General features: G+C 55.6%; 12 protein-coding genes. 7 read left to right on the forward strand and 5 right to left on the reverse strand.

Annotated features, from left to right (window positions below):
* Positions 1-26: 26 nt before the first annotated feature.
* The 7 genes from BLR09_RS13960 to BLR09_RS13990 all read left to right on the forward strand — a co-directional run bounded on the left by BLR09_RS13960 (position 27) and on the right by BLR09_RS13990 (position 10,977).
* Positions 27-3,143, forward strand: coding sequence for a hypothetical protein (locus BLR09_RS13960; RefSeq protein ID WP_093203262.1), 3,117 nt, complete (start codon positions 27-29; stop codon positions 3,141-3,143).
* Between the two features lie 5 nt (positions 3,144-3,148).
* The gene (locus BLR09_RS13965) at positions 3,149-4,210 is read left to right on the forward strand and encodes a T9SS type A sorting domain-containing protein (protein ID WP_093203265.1); all 1,062 of its coding nucleotides are present in this window, start codon (positions 3,149-3,151) and stop codon (positions 4,208-4,210) included.
* Between the two features lie 275 nt (positions 4,211-4,485).
* Positions 4,486-4,848: a helix-turn-helix domain-containing protein gene (locus tag BLR09_RS13970; RefSeq protein ID WP_093203267.1), complete on the forward strand. Its 363-nt coding sequence runs from the start codon at positions 4,486-4,488 to the stop codon at positions 4,846-4,848.
* An 895-nt stretch (positions 4,849-5,743) separates the two neighbouring features.
* Positions 5,744-6,088 carry a hypothetical protein gene (locus BLR09_RS13975; protein ID WP_093203270.1) on the forward strand — a complete coding sequence of 115 codons (345 nt, stop codon included), beginning with the start codon at positions 5,744-5,746 and terminating at the stop codon, positions 6,086-6,088.
* Positions 6,089-6,624: 536 nt separating this feature from the next.
* A complete protein-coding gene (locus tag BLR09_RS13980; protein WP_093203272.1) occupies positions 6,625-7,218 on the forward strand; it encodes an FISUMP domain-containing protein in 594 nt (197 codons plus the stop codon).
* A 114-nt stretch (positions 7,219-7,332) separates the two neighbouring features.
* The gene (gene adhP / locus BLR09_RS13985; RefSeq protein ID WP_245689931.1) at positions 7,333-8,352 is read left to right on the forward strand and encodes an alcohol dehydrogenase AdhP; all 1,020 of its coding nucleotides are present in this window, start codon (positions 7,333-7,335) and stop codon (positions 8,350-8,352) included.
* 102 nt (positions 8,353-8,454) lie between these two features.
* The gene (locus tag BLR09_RS13990) at positions 8,455-10,977 is read left to right on the forward strand and encodes a cation-translocating P-type ATPase (RefSeq protein ID WP_093204230.1); all 2,523 of its coding nucleotides are present in this window, start codon (positions 8,455-8,457) and stop codon (positions 10,975-10,977) included.
* A 48-nt stretch (positions 10,978-11,025) separates the two neighbouring features.
* On the opposite strand, the gene BLR09_RS13995 is transcribed toward BLR09_RS13990, so the two are convergent.
* From BLR09_RS13995 to BLR09_RS14015, 5 genes are all read right to left on the reverse strand, one after another.
* Positions 11,026-12,741 (reverse strand): tetratricopeptide repeat protein, encoded by a 1,716-nt coding sequence (locus BLR09_RS13995; protein ID WP_093203277.1) that lies wholly within the window; start codon positions 12,739-12,741, stop codon positions 11,026-11,028.
* A 177-nt stretch (positions 12,742-12,918) separates the two neighbouring features.
* Positions 12,919-13,623 (reverse strand): siderophore-interacting protein, encoded by a 705-nt coding sequence (locus BLR09_RS14000; protein ID WP_176785548.1) that lies wholly within the window; start codon positions 13,621-13,623, stop codon positions 12,919-12,921.
* Positions 13,624-13,713: 90 nt separating this feature from the next.
* Complete coding sequence (locus BLR09_RS14005; RefSeq protein ID WP_093203282.1) at positions 13,714-14,565, reverse strand: helix-turn-helix domain-containing protein; 852 nt, start codon at positions 14,563-14,565, stop codon at positions 13,714-13,716.
* A 97-nt stretch (positions 14,566-14,662) separates the two neighbouring features.
* A complete protein-coding gene (locus tag BLR09_RS14010; protein ID WP_093203285.1) occupies positions 14,663-16,099 on the reverse strand; it encodes a TolC family protein in 1,437 nt (478 codons plus the stop codon).
* A complete protein-coding gene (locus tag BLR09_RS14015; RefSeq protein ID WP_093203287.1) occupies positions 16,089-19,232 on the reverse strand; it encodes an efflux RND transporter permease subunit in 3,144 nt (1,047 codons plus the stop codon). Before BLR09_RS14015 ends, BLR09_RS14010 begins: the two co-directional genes overlap by 11 nt.
* Positions 19,233-19,238 lie beyond the last annotated feature (6 nt).

Here is a 19,238-nt window from a genome sequence, read left to right on the forward strand (position 1 = left end):
GCAGCAGGCATTGGCGGATGCTTCTCATGTCCGTTGCACTCCTTTTGCAATGGCTCCTTGTCGGTACCCTCTGGGCGCAGCAAAGCAAACTGACGCCGAACGTACTGACGTCGACGGCCATCGTCAACGGCGGCACGCCTTCCTTTGCCGTCACACAGACGAGCGCAACAACCGGACTTTCGTCCTGGGCCGGGTGCTCGTTCAACGGCGCGTGCCCGGCGCGGGTTATCGACAGCGACCTGGGTAACTATGCCCGAGCCAACGTCGTACTCGGCGGGTCAGCTTCGATTCGCGTCACGGATCCGGTAAACGATTACCAGGCCGGAAACTTCGCCGGCTTCGTTGTTAACCCCGGCGATCTGGGTGTCGGCGCCTTTTCGATTACCGTCCGGACCTACCTCGACGGGGTGGAGCGGGAGTCGAAAGTACTGTCCTCCGCGCTTTCGCTGGTGGACCTTGGCGGCGCATACGAGGCCGGTTTTTTTACCACGCTTTCTTACGATGCCATTGCCATTACGTACAGCTATACCGGTATCGGCGCAGCCAATTTTGACGTGTACTATGCTGTCATGCGCGCGTTCGCAGCGGGTCCTGCACTGACCTGCAACGCCAATACGGCGCTCACAGCGCCGGCGTACCCGGCTGTTATCGCCACCGAGCATACCGGCGTAAGCGGGCTGTCGCTCTCGGTACTGGCCAATACGGGCAATGTGATCGACAACGATCCGGCAACCTATGCGTCGGTGACGACGACCGTCGGACTCGTCGGAAACATCAGCCTGGCCGTGAAAGACGCGGTGACCGACTATCCCGCCGGTACGTTCGCCGGGTTCGATATTCAGAATACGTCCCTGCTCGACGTCAGCCTGCTCGGCGGTATTACCGTCACTACCTATAAGGATGGCGTATCGCAGGAAAGCCAGTCGGGCGCCGGGTTGCTGCTCGGTGCCGGGTTCCTGACCGCCTCTGGCCGGCAGGTAGTCGGTTTCGTGGCGACAAAAGCGTTCGACGAAATTCAGTTTACGATCAATCAGGGACTTATCTCTCTCGACCTGGGGCAGACGCGTATTTACGGCGCCGTGGTGAAGAAGTTCTGCGAAGGACCGGCGATGGCCTGTAACACGTCTACCTACCTCAACGAAAGTACTTATCCTGTCCTGATCAACAACCAACGCACGGGGATTTCCGGCGGAGCCGCCCTTGGCAGTGTAACCGGCCTGGGCAACCTGCTCGACGGAAATACGACCAACTATGCAAGCATCACCATCGGCGCCGGCGCCCTTACTTCCGGGTCCATTTCCGTCCGGAAAGAACTGACGCCCTGGCCTGCCGGAACGTTTGCCGGTTTTGACATCAACAACCCGAGCCTGATCGGGGTTAATCTTCTCAGCGGGCTGACGGTCTCCCTGTACAATTCAGCCAGCGCAACACCGAATACGCCGGTGCAGACGGTATCCGGGGGAAGCCTCGTTTCGCTGGCGAGTTCGCTGGCTTCCGGAACCGGCCGCCAGCTGGTAGGGCTGAATGCTACCGTGCCGTTTGATGAAATCCGGCTGACCATTACCCAGACCGCCAGCCTCTCCCTTGGTACCACGCAGGTATTCGGCGCGGTGATCCGGAAGTTCTGCGCCGGTCCGGCCCTTGCCTGTAATACGCAGACCCGGCTGACAAATCCGGCTTTCCCGGTGTATGTCGACGGAGCGAATACCGGTATCACGTCTCTCGGTTGTGTCGGGTGTCAGATCAATGATTCTGAGCGGGTTACCGATGCTGATACGACAAACTATGCCACGGTTGTTCTCGTTGCCGGGGCGGCGTCTACCGCCCAGTTTGCCGTCGGAAACGCCCTCGATACCTACCAGGCCGGTAGCTTCGCCGGGTTTGATGTGGAAGCGGGGACGCTGCTTTCAGGGGGTATTCTGAGCAGCATGACGGTTTCCCTTTATAACAATGGCGCGCTGGTTCAGTCGGGTACCGGCAACTCCCTGATCGTCGGCGCGACTTCGTCGTTGCTGACCGGCGTGAGCCGCCAAGTGGTGGGAATCGTCGCAACCGCTGATTTCGACGAGGTCAAGATTTCCTTCAGTCAGCTGGTCGGTGGAAACCTCGGAAATGTAAAGATCTATAACCTGGTCGTGCAGAAGTCCTGTCCGGGTTTGCTGACCTGTAACAATACCTTCTGGCTGAAGGCGCCGAAGTATCCGGCCGTAATCAACTCGGCGCGCAGCGGTATCACCGGCGCGGCGTGCGGGGCCTGTACGATCCAGGATATCTGGAATGTCGCGACAGGAGATGCGTCAAAATATGCCCGTATTCAGATTGCGGCTGGTTTCCTGTCGCAAGGCGCCATCAGCGTCGTGGATCCGTCCACTACCTATCCGGCGGGTTCCTACGCGGGTTTTGCTATCCGGGATGTCAATAATTTCCTGCAAGCTTCTTTGTTCGACGCCATTACCATCGAAACCTACAACAATGGGGTGCTGATGGAATCCAAAACGGGTGGCAACCTGATCAACTTCGCTGTCATCATTCCCTGGCTGGGACCTGGCGCGGGTGTCTACAATGTTGGTTTTAAGACGACAAAAGACTTCGACGAAATCGTCATCAAGGTAGGCTCTGTGGGTGGCGCGCTGACGATTACCGACGTGTATTCGGCCTATGTCGACACGCGGGAAGTACCCGCGGGCAGCGTTTCCTGCCCATACCCGGACCTGACTCCGTCGCAGTTCTTTACCTCGCTTCAGTTGCTGCCGGGGCAGTCGGTTGACTACGTCGTGGCGGTCAGCAACGTCGGACCGATGGCAACCTCCGGTACGATCGAGTTCTTCGTGACCCGCTTCGGAACAGCTACCGGGCTGACGATTACGCCGAAGAGCGTATCCAGCGTCGTGATCGACGGCGAAACGTTCACTCTCAATAATGCCGAGTTCGACATCACGCAGGAAACGACGCGGTTTAAAATCGTATCCAAGTCCGGCGTCGTGATTCCCTCGTTGGGCGTCAAGTTCATCGGCTTCACCATCACCCGGGCAACAGGTACCCCCGGCTCCCTGAATAACACGGTGACAATCACCAACGGAACCGGTGGAGGCGAAACCCCCACCAATAACAACGCCATCGCAAATACCGTCACCAAACTGTAACGACAATGACACTCTCTTTCAAGCGTTTAGCCTTCTTCTTTCTTCTCTTCGGAGGAATCCTGGTTCGTGCGCAGGCGCAGTCCGGCGACCTGGAGGTCGTTTCGATCGATCCCGTACCCGCGACCCTTAACGTCAACGGCGCAGGAGAACTCCTGCTCGTCGTAAACCAGAACGGCCCGGGGACGCTGCCGACCGGCTCGGCGCGGGTGACCATCACGATCAACACAGCGATTATCAACTGGGTGACGCCCTTTACAATCACCGACGGCTGCGGCAACCTGTGGTCGGTCTTCACCTCGGGCGTAACCGGCACGACCACCACCGTCCAGATCCGGAACAGCCAGCCGCTGCCGAGCGGTACCGGCTGCGAAATCCACCTGCCGATCCGGGGCGTGGCAACGGGCTCGGCGGCTGTTACGGTCGGATCGACGGTCTTCGGAGCAGGTGTCAGCGACCCGGTAGGCACTAACCAGTCGGCTACGACGACGGTACTCGTCGAAGCGCCGACCCCTGTGACCCTGTCGCGGTTTCAGGCTACGGTCGTCGGTGCAGATGCACGCCTCGAGTGGACGACGAGCTCGGAACGGAACAACGCCTTCTTCGAAATACTCCATTCGGTCAACGGCAAAACCTTTGAATCGATCGGGAAAGTCTTCGGCAAGGGTACGACAAGCAGCAGGAATACCTACAGCTTTACCGATGTAGCACCGGACAAGTCCCGTATTCATTACTATCGGCTGCGTCAGGTAGATAATGACGGAACGGCGTCGTTATCCGGAATACAATCTGTGCAGTTCGACAGTTACGTAGGACTAGTCCTTTCTGCTTATGCTGATCCGGCCCGCAACGTACGGATACTGGTCGATTACGGGGACGATCAGCTCGCCGGTCGAGCAACGATCTCCCTGCTGGACCTGAGCGGCCGCCGGTTAGCGGTACGTCCGGTTGACCTTGCAAAAGGGAAAAACGAAGTGCGTCTGGAATCAGCCGGTCTCGCTTCCGGTCTGTACGTAATCCGGCTTGAAAACGAATCCAGGCCCACCTCCATACGGGTTGTAGTTCCTTAAGAAAGTAATAAAAATCACTTTTTAACAATAAAACAGAGCAGGAAGCTGATTCTACAAAGAATCCGGCTTCTTGCTCGTTTTTATGCCGCAGAAATCCAAACATTTTTACTGTGAAACAGTTTGTTTTTTAAAGGAAAAATGGAAATTTCTGTGCAACATCCCTGACATCAGAAGTGATTTCAGAATACCTGCGTATGCAATGGTGAATCACTTTCGCGTATGATGAATCGTACGGAATTTCTCCACCGACTTGAACATTTAATGATGCCTGAATTATGGAATTCAATCAAAATCATACGGGCTTTACCATCAGAAGAATATTAAAGTTGAAAGGTATTTCTGTTTCAGAAACAGCTAAGTTTCTGGGTATGTCGGTCAGCGGTGTATACGACATTTTCAAAAGGAAAAGTATAACGGACGATGCACTGCTTGAAAAAATAGCTGAATTGACGGAAGAACCGGTGGCTGAAATACTCAGCCACGATGCCTCCGGGCGTTTTCGTGAGGACGAAGACACCATTTCCAGTTACGAAAGGGCCATTTTTGAGTGGAAGACGGAGAATGAATTTCTGAAGGAACAGATTAAGGAGAAGGATTACCTGATCAAAATGCTGATTGAAAAAATGACTGGTAAGTAAGAAGGTACAACAGTTTTAATGCATTTCAACAGAAAGAAAAGAACAGGGAAATAGATAATGATATTTATTTCTTTTGATCATTTGGAAGAGAATAATGGCAGGGTATAGGATAAAATATTTTATATTTGGAGGTGCGACTATTGTTGTTTTATGTTGTGAATGAATGGCGGTAATAAATGCGGACTATAATACCCCTTGTTATATTTAGTTGAAAGGAATATGGTAAACCCTTAGCCTGCTGGGCTCTGGGTTTATTTTTTTGATAATTTCAAAATAACAAGTGATGAAATAAGCGGGAATGAAAAATGCATTGGTATCTCGCTCGCGAGAGGTAAAATCAATCCGTAGGATACAATTAGGCAGGTCGCCGGTATGCTGCGCCGACAGGTAGAGCGGAGGGTGATTATCCCCGGGCGGTGCCGAATCAGAAACCGCGATCTGCCGATTTTGCATCAAGGAAGCGCGCAAGAGTGTGTAGACAGTTTGTAGCAAAAACACTACAAAAAAACTACCGAAAAACGCTATTTATCTAAAATATAAGTACTAGGTCGTACTATCTGTTTTCTTTGTTCCACCTTTCGACAAATCTTACGAACCTAAAATGCTTCTTAATCTGACATGTTTTCTTCGAACACTCCTTTCGCCTCCGGAAGAGAGCCGGTTGCGGTAAGAGGCTGATCCGGCTTCCTGCCGCGGCATCCCGGAATGATATGCTTCCGGTCGTGACTTTCTGCTTTACACCTTCTGCCGCCCGGTTCCGTCAAACCGAACGGGAAACCTGCTTCCCGTCAGAAGGAAAATCCTTCCACTTGTTGCTCGAGAAATGGGACGAGTACGCCTGAAAAAACTCCGTTTTTTCACTTTTTCCACTTTGGCTCAACATTAATTGACATCTATGGAACTCAATCACATAGGCTTGAATATCAGGAGGATAATGAAGGACAAGGGGATTTCTGTCCTGAAAGCTTCCGCATTCCTCGGTATGTCCGTCAGCGGGGTGTATGATATCTTCAAACGGCAACTGATATCCGATAGCGCGCTACTTGAAAAGATCGGGCAGCTGACGAATGCTTCCCTGCTTGAAATCATGAATTACGGAGGAGAGACCGGAAGCGACGAGATCGGCCAGCGGCAGACTTTGTTCGAATGGAGAAACGAAAACGAATTTCTGAAAGAACAGATCAAGGAAAAAGACTACCTGATCAAAATGCTGATAGAAAGCATGACAGACAGACGGTAAAAGGTCCTGGTCGGAAGGACCCGGCGCTACCGGAGCAGACCCTGGTGAAGTCTGTTCCTGACAGCGCCGCGACAGGATAGACAAAAAATGCCGGGGCAGTTAGCTCCGGCTTTTTTTGCGGTCTTCGCGCCATAAAACGACGAAAAATACCTGTCAACTAGTGATTGTATTTTTCTAACAACTTTCAATGAATTAATGCTAATTTATATGATTTTTCGAATAGGGTAGGTTACATTTTGCCTTCCCGATTGATATGAGGGTGATTTCGGGAAATCGGAAAGAATTTCGACCCGGAAAAAGACATGATTTTTTCAGGGTTTTCTGACGGGGCGACCGCCATCTCCCCGATCCGCCTCAGAAAACCCTACCTGATACAGCCTTCAATTGTTTAGTGAACACTCGAATTCCATGAGTTGAGTAAGCCATCCTTGGTGAGGGTGGCTTCTTTGTTTTCCGGGGGATAAATTTTTGAGTCCTGTGGCCGGTCTTCTTACCGAAACGGCGTATCTTTTCTTCCTGCTCTAACCGATTCGCCAATGCGGATTCTTCCGGTTTTGTTGCTTAGTCTCCTGGGCGCTGTGGCACATGCCCAGACGGACGCGGGTCTCGTACGCGATCCGGACGGGAATTTGTATCCCTGGAAACGGATGCCGGACAACCGGCTGTGGCTGATGCGCAACCTCAATTTCGCCACGGAAGAATCCTGGTGGTATGAAAATGACCCGGCGAAAGGAGCCGATTACGGTCGCCTTTACACGTTTCGCGTGGCCCGGAACGTATGTACGCAGCTCGGCGAGGGGTGGCGCCTGCCGGCGCGTGAAGACTGGCTTGGGCTTGCCGCCGCGTTCGGCGGGGTGTTTCATCCGCAACAAGGTAACGGCGAAGCCGCTTTCCAGGCGCTGCTGAAAGGAGGAAAATCGGGATTCGAGGCGGCATTGGGAGGAGGCCGGCGCGCCGACGGATCGTTTGCCCGCGGGAACGCCCATGGCTTCTACTGGATGGATACGGAGGGAGAACCGGGAATGGCCTGGTTTCTGAACTTCGGCGCGGGGAGCGGCCGCCTGTTTGCACAAAACGACGGTGAAAAAGAAGCTGCTTTTTCCGTGCGCTGCGTGCGCGACGCCCCCTGATCTGACATTCGTCATTCCGGCGACTGCGAAGAATCATTGAAGACGAAATGAATCCCGTGGTTCTTTGTGATGGAAACGCTATCCATCCGAAAGTCGCCTATGATACCGAAAACCATGAAAGCTGCCGTGCTCCGCGCATTCGGCGCGCCGCTGGCCATCGAAGAAGTACCGGTCAGAGAACCCGGAGAAAATCAGGTACTCGTCAAAATTATCACCAGCGGTGTGTGCCATACCGATCTGCACGCCTGTGAGGGCGACTGGCCCGTTAAACCCAAGCTGCCGCTTATTCCCGGACACGAGGGGGTAGGGTACGTCGTGGCATTGGGCAGGGGAGTTGATCAGGTCAAGGAGGGAGATATCGTCGGCGTGCCCTGGCTGTTCAGCGCCTGCGGCACGTGCGAGTACTGCATCACCGGCTGGGAAACCCTATGCGAATCCCAGCAAAACGGCGGGTATAGCGTCGACGGCAGCTATGCCGAATATGTCGTTGCCGACGCCCGCTACGTGGCGCATTTTCCCGCCGGCGTCAACTTTGCAGAAATGGCGCCGATTACCTGCGCCGGCGTCACCGTCTACAAAGGCCTGAAAGAAACCGACACCAAACCCGGCGAATGGGTGGCTGTGTCGGGTGTGGGTGGTCTCGGTCACCTGGCGGTTCAATACGCCAAAGCCATGGGTTTGCACGTCGCGGCAATCGACGTGGCAGACGACAAGCTGGAATTGGCCCGTAAGCTTGGCGCTGACCTGACAGTCAACGCCCGCAAGGAAGATCCTGGCGCCTACCTCAGGAAAGAAACCGGCGGTATGCACGGGGTACTGGTGACGGCGGTATCGCCCATTGCATTTCAGCAGGGACTATCCGCGCTGCGACGAAAAGGGACTATTTCCCTCAACGGCCTGCCGCCGGGAAGCTTTGACCTGCCGATTTTTGATACGGTTCTCAACAGGTATACTGTACGCGGATCGATCGTTGGTACCCGGAAAGACATGCAGGAGGCGATTTCGTTTGCGGTGGAAGGAAAGGTAAAACCCACCGTTCACATGGCCCGGCTGGAAGACATCAACACGGTTTTCGAACAGATGAAAAAAGGAGAAATCGAAGGCCGCATCGTCCTGCAGATCGCAGAGCCCTGACAGACCCGTTGATTTTCAGACCCGTCGGCAAACTGCCGGCGGGTCTCTGTGTTTTCGCCCGCTGGAACGGCGTTTTCTCCTCTTCCCGAAAAACTGAAACATATGTATGTTGACCAGTCGACCGAAGAGGTCCTCCACGCACTGGGTACTGCCGAAAACGGATTGACAGCCGCCGCTGTCGCCGAGCGGCAAACCCGGTATGGATACAATGAAGTACCCGATGCCCGGAAGACGCCGGTCTGGAAACTGTTTCTTCATCAGTTTCAGGACTTTATGATTCTTGTGCTGATCGCGACGGCCGTGATCTCCGGGTTTCTGGGAGAACTGACAGATACCCTTATCATCGCCGCCATCATTCTGCTCAATGCCGTAATCGGGTTCGTGCAGGAGTTTCAGGCGGGAAAAGCGATGGAAGCGCTCCGGCAACTGGCCGGAACGAATGCGGTGGTACTGCGCGACGGGTCGGCCCGTACCGTGCCTGCCCGGGAGCTCGTTCCGGGAGATGTGCTGCTTCTGGAAGCGGGAAACAGCGTTCCGGCGGATATCCGGCTACTCGTGGCTGAGCAACTGGTAGTCAACGAATCGAGCCTGACGGGTGAGTCATTGCCGGTTTCCAAACAAACAGCGCCGCTGCCTGATGCCAGCCTGCTTCCCGGGGATCAGACCAATATGGCCTTCAAGGGAACGTTCGTGACGAAGGGGCGCGGGCGCGGGGTAGTGGTCAGAACCGGCGGAGAAACCGAACAGGGCAAAATTGCCGGATTTTTGCAGGAACCCGATGCCGCGACGCCTCTGCAGCGGAAGCTGGCGGCGTTCGGACGTACCCTGGTCTTCCTCATTCTCGGGATCTGCGCCGTCATCTTTCTGATCGGATACCTCCGGGGCGAAAGCGCCATCCGCATGCTGATGACGGTGCTGTCGCTCGCCGTAGCCGTGATACCCGAAGCCCTGCCGGCCGTCATCACGATTTCTCTGGCGCTGGGGGCACGGAAAATGGTGCGTAAAAATGTGCTGATCCGGAAGCTCCCCGCCGTCGAAACCCTGGGTTCGGTCACGTGTATCTGCACCGATAAAACCGGGACGCTGACCCGTAATGAGATGGCGGTTGAGCGGATGGAAGGAGACGAGGAAGACTGGCTGCTCCGCGCGATGGCGCTCAACAACGACGTACAGCGCAATCCGGATGGTACGCTGACAGGCGAGGCTACAGAAATGGCGCTGTATGATTATGCCGAAAAAAAGGGCTTCTCCCGTCCGGAGGTAGAAAAAGAATACCCGCGGGTAACAGAAATTCCATTTGATGCTGACCGGAAGTGTATGACGACCATCCACCGGGGCCCCGAAGGATACATCGTCCTGGTAAAAGGCGCGATGGATGTACTGGAGACAAAAGCCGCCACAGACACAAGCATCTGGAAGGAAAAGCAGCAAAAAATGCTGGAAGACGGGCTCCGGGTACTCGGCTTCGCCATGAAGAAGGTACCGGAGCAACCCCCGGTCGATAAGCCGGACGAGCTCGAGCGTGATTTGACCCTGCTTGGCATGGCAGGTATTATTGATCCGCCGAGAGAAGAAGCCGCCGGGGCGGTGAAAGAGTGTCAGGAAGCAGGAATCAAAACGGTGATGATAACGGGAGATCACCCCATTACCGCCGCGACAATTGCCCGGCGACTCGGTATTCTTGAAACGGGCGAAGCGGTTGTCAGCGGCGCCGAACTGGCGACTTTTTCTGCGGAAGACCTGGAAAAAAGGGCCGGCGGCATACGCGTGTATGCCCGCGTAACGCCGTCGCAAAAGCTGGATATCGTTCGTGCTCTCCAGAAGCGGGGAGAGATCGTCGCCATGACGGGAGACGGGGTCAATGACGCGCCGGCGCTCAAACACGCCGATATCGGTATCGCGATGGGCATCACGGGTACGGATGTATCCCGGGAAGTCGCGCACCTGATTTTACTGGATGATCATTTTGCGACGATTGTAGCCGCCGTCCGCGAAGGCCGGACGATTTTCGGCAATATCCGGAAATTCATCCGCTATGTGCTGACAGGTAATACGGCGGAATTGCTGACCTTATTCCTGGCGCCGCTCCTGGGACTGCCGGTGCCGCTGCTGCCGATTCATATTCTCTGGATTAACCTTGTGACGGACGGACTGCCCGGTATCGCCCTGACCCGCGAGCGCGGCGAACCGGAGGCCATGAAGCGGCCGCCGCGAAATCCGGACCAGGGAATACTGGCCGGAGGATTGGGTATTCACGTCGCCTGGGTGGGTACTTTGCTCGCCGCGATCACGCTCGGAACGCAGGCATATGCCCTCCACGACGGGAACGCGCACGGGCAGACGATGGTCTTTACCGTCCTCTGCCTGGGGCAGCTGGCGCACGTCATGGCCATTCGTTCGGAAGAACGCTCGCTGTTCAGCCTCGGGTTGTGGACCAACAAACCCCTTCTCGGCAGTGTCGTGCTGACTGTCGGATTGCAGGCGGCGATTATTTACGTCCCTTTCCTCAATAACCTGTTTCACACACAACCGCTGAGCGCACGCGAACTGCTGATTACCGTCGGACTTGCGCTGCTGGTCTGGGTAGCCGTGGAAGTAGAAAAGGCCATCCGCCGTTCCCGGTAAAAGCCTGTGAGTCGAATATTCTCAATAGCTTATGACGACGTTCCGATCCTAGAGGGCAGAGGCCGTAATCCGGATGTCTGCCTGGGCAAAGGCCGCTTTTGATTTCCGGGCATAAACACGGGCTTCGGCGGTTTTGTGCTGCGCGCGGAGGCTTGCCGAGAGGCCGGTTTCTGACCATCCGTTGTTCGGATTATGGACGAGGTCTTTCCGGTAAACTTCTTCGGCTTTTTTCCATTGCTTTTGTTTGACGAGCAGGGCTCCGAGGTAATGGCGGGCGGGCAGCGGCCAGTCCATCGGTTCCCGGTAGATCAGCGCATCTTCAGTTTGGACGGCTTCCTGCAGGGCGAGGACAGCTTTTGCGTTTGCTCCCTGCGCCGCTGCGAGTTCGCCTTCGAGGATTTTCTGCGCGATCAGGCAACTCTCTGCCGGGGCGTTGTAATAGCGGATTGCCAGCCCGGGGTTTTGCCGGGCCGTCTCCATCCAGGCAAGCAGGCGGGATGCTCCGGCCGTATCGCCCGTCCGCACCAATGCCATACCTGTGGCCCATTGATGCAGAAAATAGGCATAGGGCAGGGCAGGGTCGGGAGCGGGCTGACGAAGGATTTCTTCCCATTTTCCAAGGCGTACCAGCGCGAGTTCCGGCGTTGCATATACGTATTGAGCTACGAGCGAAAGGGTTTGGGGGCCTTTGAAAAACTCCGGAGAAACACTTTTACGGCAGCGATCAGCAAGGGTGGCGGTCAGCTTGGCCGCCCCCAGGTTCATTGCGCAATGGGTTTGAACATGGTAGTAATGCATCATCGGGCGCTGATACAGCTGCCGGATGGTGAGTTGAGGAGCGAGCGCATCGTACGCGGCGAAGTCATGGTCGGCAATATCGTTAACCGCCACACCTTTTGAAAACTGGCCCGTCCGCGCATAGGTATGGCTAGCCATGTGGACCATGTGAGCGATGCCCGGAACCGTATTCCGGAGCGTTTCTGCACTGGGAATCGAAGCCTCCGGGTGGTGTGAGGCCTCCGTCAGGTGAATATGGTAGTGGAGCGCCGCCGGATGCTCCGGATGTTTCTTCAGAATTTCGGTACAGAGAGACAGTACCTCCGGCGTCCAGGGCTTGGGTGTTCCGTCGGTATTCCAGAGGTCCCAGGGGTGGCAATTCATGACGGCATCGATGAATAATACCTGTATATCAGCATCTTCCGGGTATTGCCGGGCGATGTCCCGCAGCGCGTCGGCATAGCCCGTATTGAGCTGTATCCGGCGTGCCTGCGTGGTATCAGCCTCGTAGCGCACGCTCAGCGTATGCATCAGGGCCTGTTCCCGCGGGGTAGCATGCGCCGCGAACCGGTTCATCTTATCAACAACCGCCAGTACCCGCATCGGCATGCGGTAGGGAACGACGTTGATATTCGGACCCAGGGCCAGCGCTTCGCCCCAATACGCCATAGCAAGGGTGGAATCGAACCGGGCGGCTTCCTTAAACGAAGCGACAGCTTCGGTATAGTGGTAGCTGTAGTAGAAGCGAAGCCCCTGGCTGAAATAGAGCTGCGCGCTGTCGCTTCGGGTTGAAACGGCGTAGGTATGCTTCCCGCTTCCGGGAAAGAGCGGCGCGAACTTGCCGGCGCCGTCTGTCGTAAAGGCAGTAGGTACCGCCGGGCCGCACAGGGGGATGGCAATATCCCCGGAGTCGGTCAGCGGGCCTTTGGGTTGCCATCCGGCAGACAACAGCCCGGCGAGCAGGAGAAAAGCGCAGGTGTATTTCATGGTTAAGGGCGATGCAGTGAATTCGTATGGAAGGTACGAAACTCCTGATCGCCGGGAAACAACCTGTTCGGGAATTTACGCTGCGGTATCCGCGACCTCAGACCCCGGAGGGGTCAAACCCCATTAACCCCGTGGCGTCAGCCCGGGGCCGGATCTGGTACTTCGTCCACTCCCGACCTATAACCCCATCTTTCCCTCCAGCCAATATCCCTGACTCCGTACCGTATGTCGTTGTTCTCTCAGGACGTTCCGGAATGTTCGGACGGAAGTCACGTTTCCCGTCAGCAGGTAGTGCGTGCCGCGCCAGTCCGGGTCGCGCAGGAGAGAAAGTGCACGGATCTGTTCTTCGTCGCGAAAAGCCTGACTTTTCGGAAAGATACTCACATTTTCCAACCCCAGCCGGGCTGGTACGTCGCGGTTACATTCCTCCAGTTCCAGCAGAAACTGAAACCGGTGACCATTCGCACGAAAGAGGGGAAAGAGGATGCTGGCCAATCCCAGCGAGGTTTCATCCCCGAAAACGACCTGATTTCGGACCGTAGGATCGTAGTGTTTCCATCCCCTGGGCATACTGATGCGGAGGCTGTCTCCGGTTTGGAGCCGGTTTGCCAGGTCGCTTCCCGGTCCGTGGCCATGCAGATGAAAGATAATATCCACCAGCCCTGCTGTGGTATCACTGTAAGACGGAGTGTAATTCCTGTATTCGGTGTCGCTCACGCGGATGGCTACGGCATGTCCCGGCTCAAAATTCATGGCGGAAATTGCGCCGCTAAACCGGATCCGCTTGATTTCGGGTGAAAGGTATTCGGTGGTCAACACCTGCATATGCGGCATGCGCGAGCCCATCAGGGACTCCATCGCATCGCCGATCCACTTCTTCATTGCTGGCATACTACGGAACGTCTGAAATTGTCCCGCAAGCTGGTTCAAAAGGAAACGGCACTCAATGGAGCAACCGCCACAGGTAATGGACTAATCGAGGTTTTTGGCGCGGAAAGTCTGCGCGGTCATACCTGTGGCACGCGCAAACAGCCGCGAGAAGTATGCCGGATCGTCATACCCCAGCTCGCCGGCGATGAGTTTTACCGACCGGTCGGAATGATGAAGAAGCCGCTTAGCCTCCAGTATGACCCGGTTTCGGATATGATCGGATACGGGAAAGCCGGTCGCCGCACGGACACATTCGTTCAGGTACGGTACTGAAAGATGAAGGCTCTCTGCGTAGTCCGCCGGCCGTTTCAGCTTCCGGAAGTTCTTTTCCAGTATCCGCCGGAAGGCTTTGTATACCTGATCAAAACGGGACATTGCCGCGGGTTGTGCGGACATGTACTGCTCCAGTACCAGCCCGATAAACGCGTTGGCAGCATGTTGCAGGGTATGAAAAGAGTGAAGGTCTTTTGCCTGCTGATGCAAGGTCAGGCAAAAAGAGGCTGAAGTTCGGAGAAGCTCGAAATCGGCGTCTGTCAGCCGGACCGGCCGCGACGGAGGCAGGTCTTCCAGCAGTGTCAGGTACTCCGGAGAAATGTTTTCCTCTGCTATTGCCAGTGTAAACAACTCCACGCCGTCCAGATTCAGAAGGCGGTGCACTTGTTGCGGCGAGACATAGTGGGCTGCTTTTCCTTCTATTTCAAAGGAAACAAAGTCAACCTCAAACGTCGAAGCCCCGCATTCATGCAACGCAAAAAAATAGAAATCATGCCGGTGCGCATGTCCGGCCCGGAGCAGGGTCTCGAAAAGCTCCGGTGCAGACCGGACGACGGTCAATCCGTTTTCAAACGGCTCTTTCAACGGTTCGACCGGTATGGAAACGCTTCGACGCGCCATGCGTAGTAGTTTGGAGGAAGCAAATATCAGACGGGAAATGCAGAAGGGCAATTCGCCAAAGGCATGAAAAGCCGGCCAACAGCCGGCTTTTCATGAATTACCGTTGCCAGCCCCCGCCCAACGCCCTGTACAAATCCACCACCGCGTGAAACTGTGTCTTTTTCAACGTAATAAGGTCCAGCTCGGCCTGCAAAACGGAACGTTGTGCCGTAATGACCTCCAGGTACGACGCGTAGCCGGTTCCGAACAGGTTGTCGGACGTAGACGCCGCCTGCTTCAGGATATTGACTTCTTCGGTTTTATAGCCGACAACACCCCTGAACCGCTCGATTCCGCTGAGATGCGTCGTGACTTCCGAAACGCCCCGGATCACCGACTGCCGGTACTGAAGATAAGCCTCCTGCGCCGCCGCTTCGTTGATCTTGAGGTTGGCTTTCAGCGCGCGACGGTTGAACACCGGAGCCGAAAGTCCGCCGAGAATACCTGTCGTGAGCGACTGCGGGTCTCCCAATACACCCAGCCGGAAGGCGCTCAGGCCAATGTAGGGCGAAAGCGTGAGCGACGGGTAGAAATCCAGTTGCGCGGCAGAAACGTCCAGATTCGCCGCGAACATTTGCTGCTCCGCAGCACGGATATCCGGTCGGTGACGGAGCAGCTGCGAAGGCAAACCCGCCGCCAGCGCCTCCGGCAACGGCAGGTTCCGGATCGAGCCGCCGCGCTGAATGGACTGCGGAAAGCGTCCCAACAAAAAATTAACCTGATTTTCTGCCTCCTGTATCGCCTGAAGTACCTGGCCTTCGAGGCTCCGGGTATTCATGAGCTGCGCCCGGAACTGCTGTACCGCCAGCTCGGTGACGCGCCCGGCGGCTTTTTGTACTTCGACGAGTTCGACGGCCTTCTCCTGAAGGGATATATTCTCCCGGATGATTTCCAGCTCCCCATCCAGTGCCAGCAGGGTGTAGTAATGGCGGGATACTTCGCCGATGAGCCCCGTTACAATCAGATTACGACCTTCGACGCTTGCCAGCAGACGATGGTATGCTGCCTGACGCCGCTTCTTCAACTTGCCCCACAGGTCAATTTCCCAGGTGCTGCGCAGCCCGGCGAAATACTCCGGCGTCGGATCGGGAATACGACTGGATCCTTCGACATTCGGCGAAAGGTTGGTATCGTAATTTCCGACACCGTTCAGGGTATACTTACCGTATCTGTCGACCCCTGCCGTAGCTCCTGCCGATACCTGCGGAAGCAGCGCATTCCGGGCAATACCCCATTGCGCCTGGCTTATTTCGATACGCTGCGCGGCGATTTTCAGGTCGATGTTTCGCGTCAGCGCCGTATCGAGCAATGCCGTGAGTATCTCATCTGTCAGCAATAAGCGGTATGGAGTCGCAGCGCTGCCGGTCGTATCCCGCGAGCCGGAAAGATAGGTTTCCGGCAGTCTCAGGGTAGTATCGACCGATGGTATGGAAACCGTCCGGCACCCTGCGGCGAACAAGCAAAGGGCGACGGCGGCATAGCTTTTAGGATTCATGAATAAGGGTATTTTTCGGAGAACGGGAAGCCGCTGAGCGCGTCTTTCCCGCGAACATCACATACAGCCCGGGTACGATCACCAGGCCGAAAACAGTGCCGACGAGCATGCCGCCCGCCGCTGCCGTGCCAATGGAACGGTTGCCGAGCGCGCCCGCACCCGATGCGATGCACAGCGGTATGAGGCCCGCCACAAACGCGAAGGAGGTCATCAGAATCGGACGCAAACGGGCCACGGCTCCTTCAATCGCCGCCCGGAGCGCGGAAAGACCTTCTTTCTGCCGCTGATTGGCAAATTCGACGATGAGAATGGCGTTTTTGCCCAATAGTCCGATCAGCATGACGAGCGCTACCTGGGCGTAGATATTGTTCTGAAGACCAGCGAGTTTCAGAAACAGAAAGGCTCCGAATATCCCCGTCGGAAGGGAGAGCAGCACCGGCAGCGGCAGGAGTACGCTCTCATACTGGGCCACGAGCAGCAGGTAGACAAAAACCAGGCACAGCAGGAAAATATAGATGGCCTGGTTGCCCGACAGTACCTCTTCCCGCGACATGCCCGACCACGCAAACGTAAAGCCTTTGGGTAGTTTCTGCGCCGCTGTTTCTTCCACCGCTTTCAACGCGTCGCCGCTGCTGAATCCGGCCGACGCGTCGCCATTGATCAGTGCCGACGTATACATGTTGTACCGCGTAAGCTGCTCAGGGCCGTATACTTTCTCCAGCCGGATGAAATTTGAAAACGGGACCATTTCTCCCTTTTCATTCTTCACGTGCATCGTCAGTACATCTTCCGGTTTCGTTCGAAATTCGGGCGAGGCCTGTACCATCACTTTGTACATCTGCCCGAAACGGATGAAGTTGGAAGCATAAAAACTACCCATCAACGTCTGAAGGGTATTCATTGCATTGTCGACCGAAACGCCTTTCTGCGCGGCCTTGTCGTAGTCGACGTGCAGCATAAACTGCGGGAAGGTCGGGTCGAAACTGGTAAAGACGGTTCCGATTTCCGGACGCTTCCGGAGTTCGTCCAGAAAAGCTTCGGTTACTTTTTTGGTATGCTGAAGATCGCCCTTGCCGGTTTTGTCGAGCAGACGAAGCTCAAACCCGCTGGAGTTTCCGAAGCCGGGTACTGTCGGCGGTGAAAAAAACTGGATACTTGCTCCCTGGATATGCCGGGTTTTCTGTTCGAGGAGGGTAACGATATCATCGACGGTCTCCTTCCGCTCGTCCCAGCTCTTCAGGTTTACCATTCCCATGCCGTAGGAAGAGCCTGATCCGTCGGTCATCAGGCTGAACCCGGCGAGGGTGGAGACGTTTTCAACGGCATCCATGTTTGCCGCTACTTCCTGGATTTTGTCGAGGACTTCTTCGGTTCGTTTGACTGTCGCGCCTGCCGGGGTCGTCACATTGACGTAAATCATACCCTGGTCCTCGGTCGGAATAAAGCCGCTGGGTAAAACGGTATTGATGCCCCAGGTTCCGGCGCAGAAAAGCAGCAGCAAACCAAGCGTGACGGTTTTCCGGCCGGCAATTTTGCCGAGCAGTCCGCCATAGCCATTCGTCAGGCGATCAAACCAGGCATTGAATCCATCGAAAAAACGGCCCAGCAGGTTTTTCTTACCTGCCGCGTGCGGCCGGAGCATCAGCGCACAAAGAGCCGGCGTCAGTGTCAGGGCGTTGAGGCCGGAGATGAGGATGGCAACCGCCAGCGTGAGCGAAAACTGCCGGTAAAAGATCCCCACCGGCCCGGAAAGAAAGGCAACCGGCACAAACACAGCCGACATGACGAGCGTAATTGCTACAATCGCACTGCGGATTTCCCGCATGGCAGCGAAGGTAGCCTCTACGGGCGACAGGTGTTCTTCGGTGATTTTGGCGTGAACGGCTTCGACGACCACGATACCATCGTCCACCACAATCCCAATCGCCAGAACGAGCGCAAACAGGGTCAGCAGATTTACCGAAAAGCCGATGACGCTCATGAACGCAAACGTCCCGATCAGCGCCACGGGCACTACAAAGGCGCAGATGACGGTAGAGCGCCAGTCCTGCAAAAACAAAAACACCACAATGAAGACGAGGATAAACGCTTCGAACAGCGTCCTGACGACTTCATGGATGGAGGCGTCAAGAAACCGGGAAACGTCGTACGCCATGTTGTAGGTCATCCCTGGTGGAAACGTCTCCTTTTTCAGTTCGGCCATGCGGCTTTTTACGTTCTGAATGATTTCCCGTGCATTGGACCCCGGTCGCTGCTTGAGCATGATCGCGGCGGAGGGCCGTCCGTCTGTTTTGGAGAGTACATCGTAATCGAGAGAACCGAACTCTACATCCGCGACATCCTTGAGGCGAAGAATAGACCCGCTCGGATCAGCCCGGAGGACAATATTTTCATACTGCTTAGGCTCGAAGAATTTACCCGTATACTTGAGTACATACTGCAGTACCTGCGGGGCGCGGTCAGCGCTTTCCCCTGCTTTTCCAGGAGCAGCTTCGACATTCTGCTGCCGGATGGCGTGGATGACGTCGTCGGGTGAGACGTTATAGGTTGTCAGACGGTCAGGCTTCAGCCATACCCGCATGGAGTATTCCCGCGAGCCCATGATGTCGGCAAATCCGACGCCGTCGATGCGCTTGAGTTCGGCCAGGATATTGATGTCGGCGAAGTTGTAAATGAACTTCTCGTCGATCGTCGAATCTTCACTGAAGATATTGAGGTACAGCAACATACTGTTTACCTCTTTTTCGGTAATAACCCCGGCTTTGATGACTTCTTCCGGCAGCTCGTCAAGGACGGCAGTCACCCGGTTCTGCACGTTCATAGCGGCCAGATCAGGGTCGGTCCCTACTTCAAAGAATACCTGAATCAGTGTCGTACCGTCGTTTCCGGACACCGAGTTCATGTACACCATACCCGGAACGCCGTTGATGGCGCGTTCGAGCGGCGTGGCGACAGCTTTGGTACATACTTCCGCATTTGCGCCGGTGTACTTGGTGGTGACGGTCACCGATGGCGGAACGATATCCGGGAACTGTGTTACGGGCAGCCCGGTCAGTGCCAGTACGCCCAACAGTGTGATAATGATGGAGATAACGGACGACAAAAGCGGCCGTTTGATGAATATATCGAACATGAAATA

This window comes from Siphonobacter aquaeclarae, from assembly GCF_900103285.1.
GTDB classification, from domain to species: Bacteria; Bacteroidota; Bacteroidia; order Cytophagales; family Spirosomataceae; genus Siphonobacter; species Siphonobacter aquaeclarae.

What these genes read in the sequence shown, in the direction of transcription:
- BLR09_RS13960 (WP_093203262.1), top strand. Translation starts at nt 27, where the DNA reads ATGTCCGTTGCACTCCTTTTGCAATGGCTCCTTGTCGGTACCCTCTGG.
- BLR09_RS13965 (WP_093203265.1), top strand. Translation starts at nt 3,149, where the DNA reads ATGACACTCTCTTTCAAGCGTTTAGCCTTCTTCTTTCTTCTCTTCGGA.
- BLR09_RS13970 (WP_093203267.1), top strand. Translation starts at nt 4,486, where the DNA reads ATGGAATTCAATCAAAATCATACGGGCTTTACCATCAGAAGAATATTA.
- BLR09_RS13975 (WP_093203270.1), top strand. Translation starts at nt 5,744, where the DNA reads ATGGAACTCAATCACATAGGCTTGAATATCAGGAGGATAATGAAGGAC.
- BLR09_RS13980 (WP_093203272.1), top strand. Translation starts at nt 6,625, where the DNA reads ATGCGGATTCTTCCGGTTTTGTTGCTTAGTCTCCTGGGCGCTGTGGCA.
- adhP (WP_245689931.1), top strand. Translation starts at nt 7,333, where the DNA reads ATGAAAGCTGCCGTGCTCCGCGCATTCGGCGCGCCGCTGGCCATCGAA.
- BLR09_RS13990 (WP_093204230.1), top strand. Translation starts at nt 8,455, where the DNA reads ATGTATGTTGACCAGTCGACCGAAGAGGTCCTCCACGCACTGGGTACT.
- BLR09_RS13995 (WP_093203277.1), bottom strand. Translation starts at nt 12,741, where the DNA reads ATGAAATACACCTGCGCTTTTCTCCTGCTCGCCGGGCTGTTGTCTGCC.
- BLR09_RS14000 (WP_176785548.1), bottom strand. Translation starts at nt 13,623, where the DNA reads ATGAAGAAGTGGATCGGCGATGCGATGGAGTCCCTGATGGGCTCGCGC.
- BLR09_RS14005 (WP_093203282.1), bottom strand. Translation starts at nt 14,565, where the DNA reads ATGGCGCGTCGAAGCGTTTCCATACCGGTCGAACCGTTGAAAGAGCCG.
- BLR09_RS14010 (WP_093203285.1), bottom strand. Translation starts at nt 16,099, where the DNA reads ATGAATCCTAAAAGCTATGCCGCCGTCGCCCTTTGCTTGTTCGCCGCA.
- BLR09_RS14015 (WP_093203287.1), bottom strand. Translation starts at nt 19,232, where the DNA reads ATGTTCGATATATTCATCAAACGGCCGCTTTTGTCGTCCGTTATCTCC.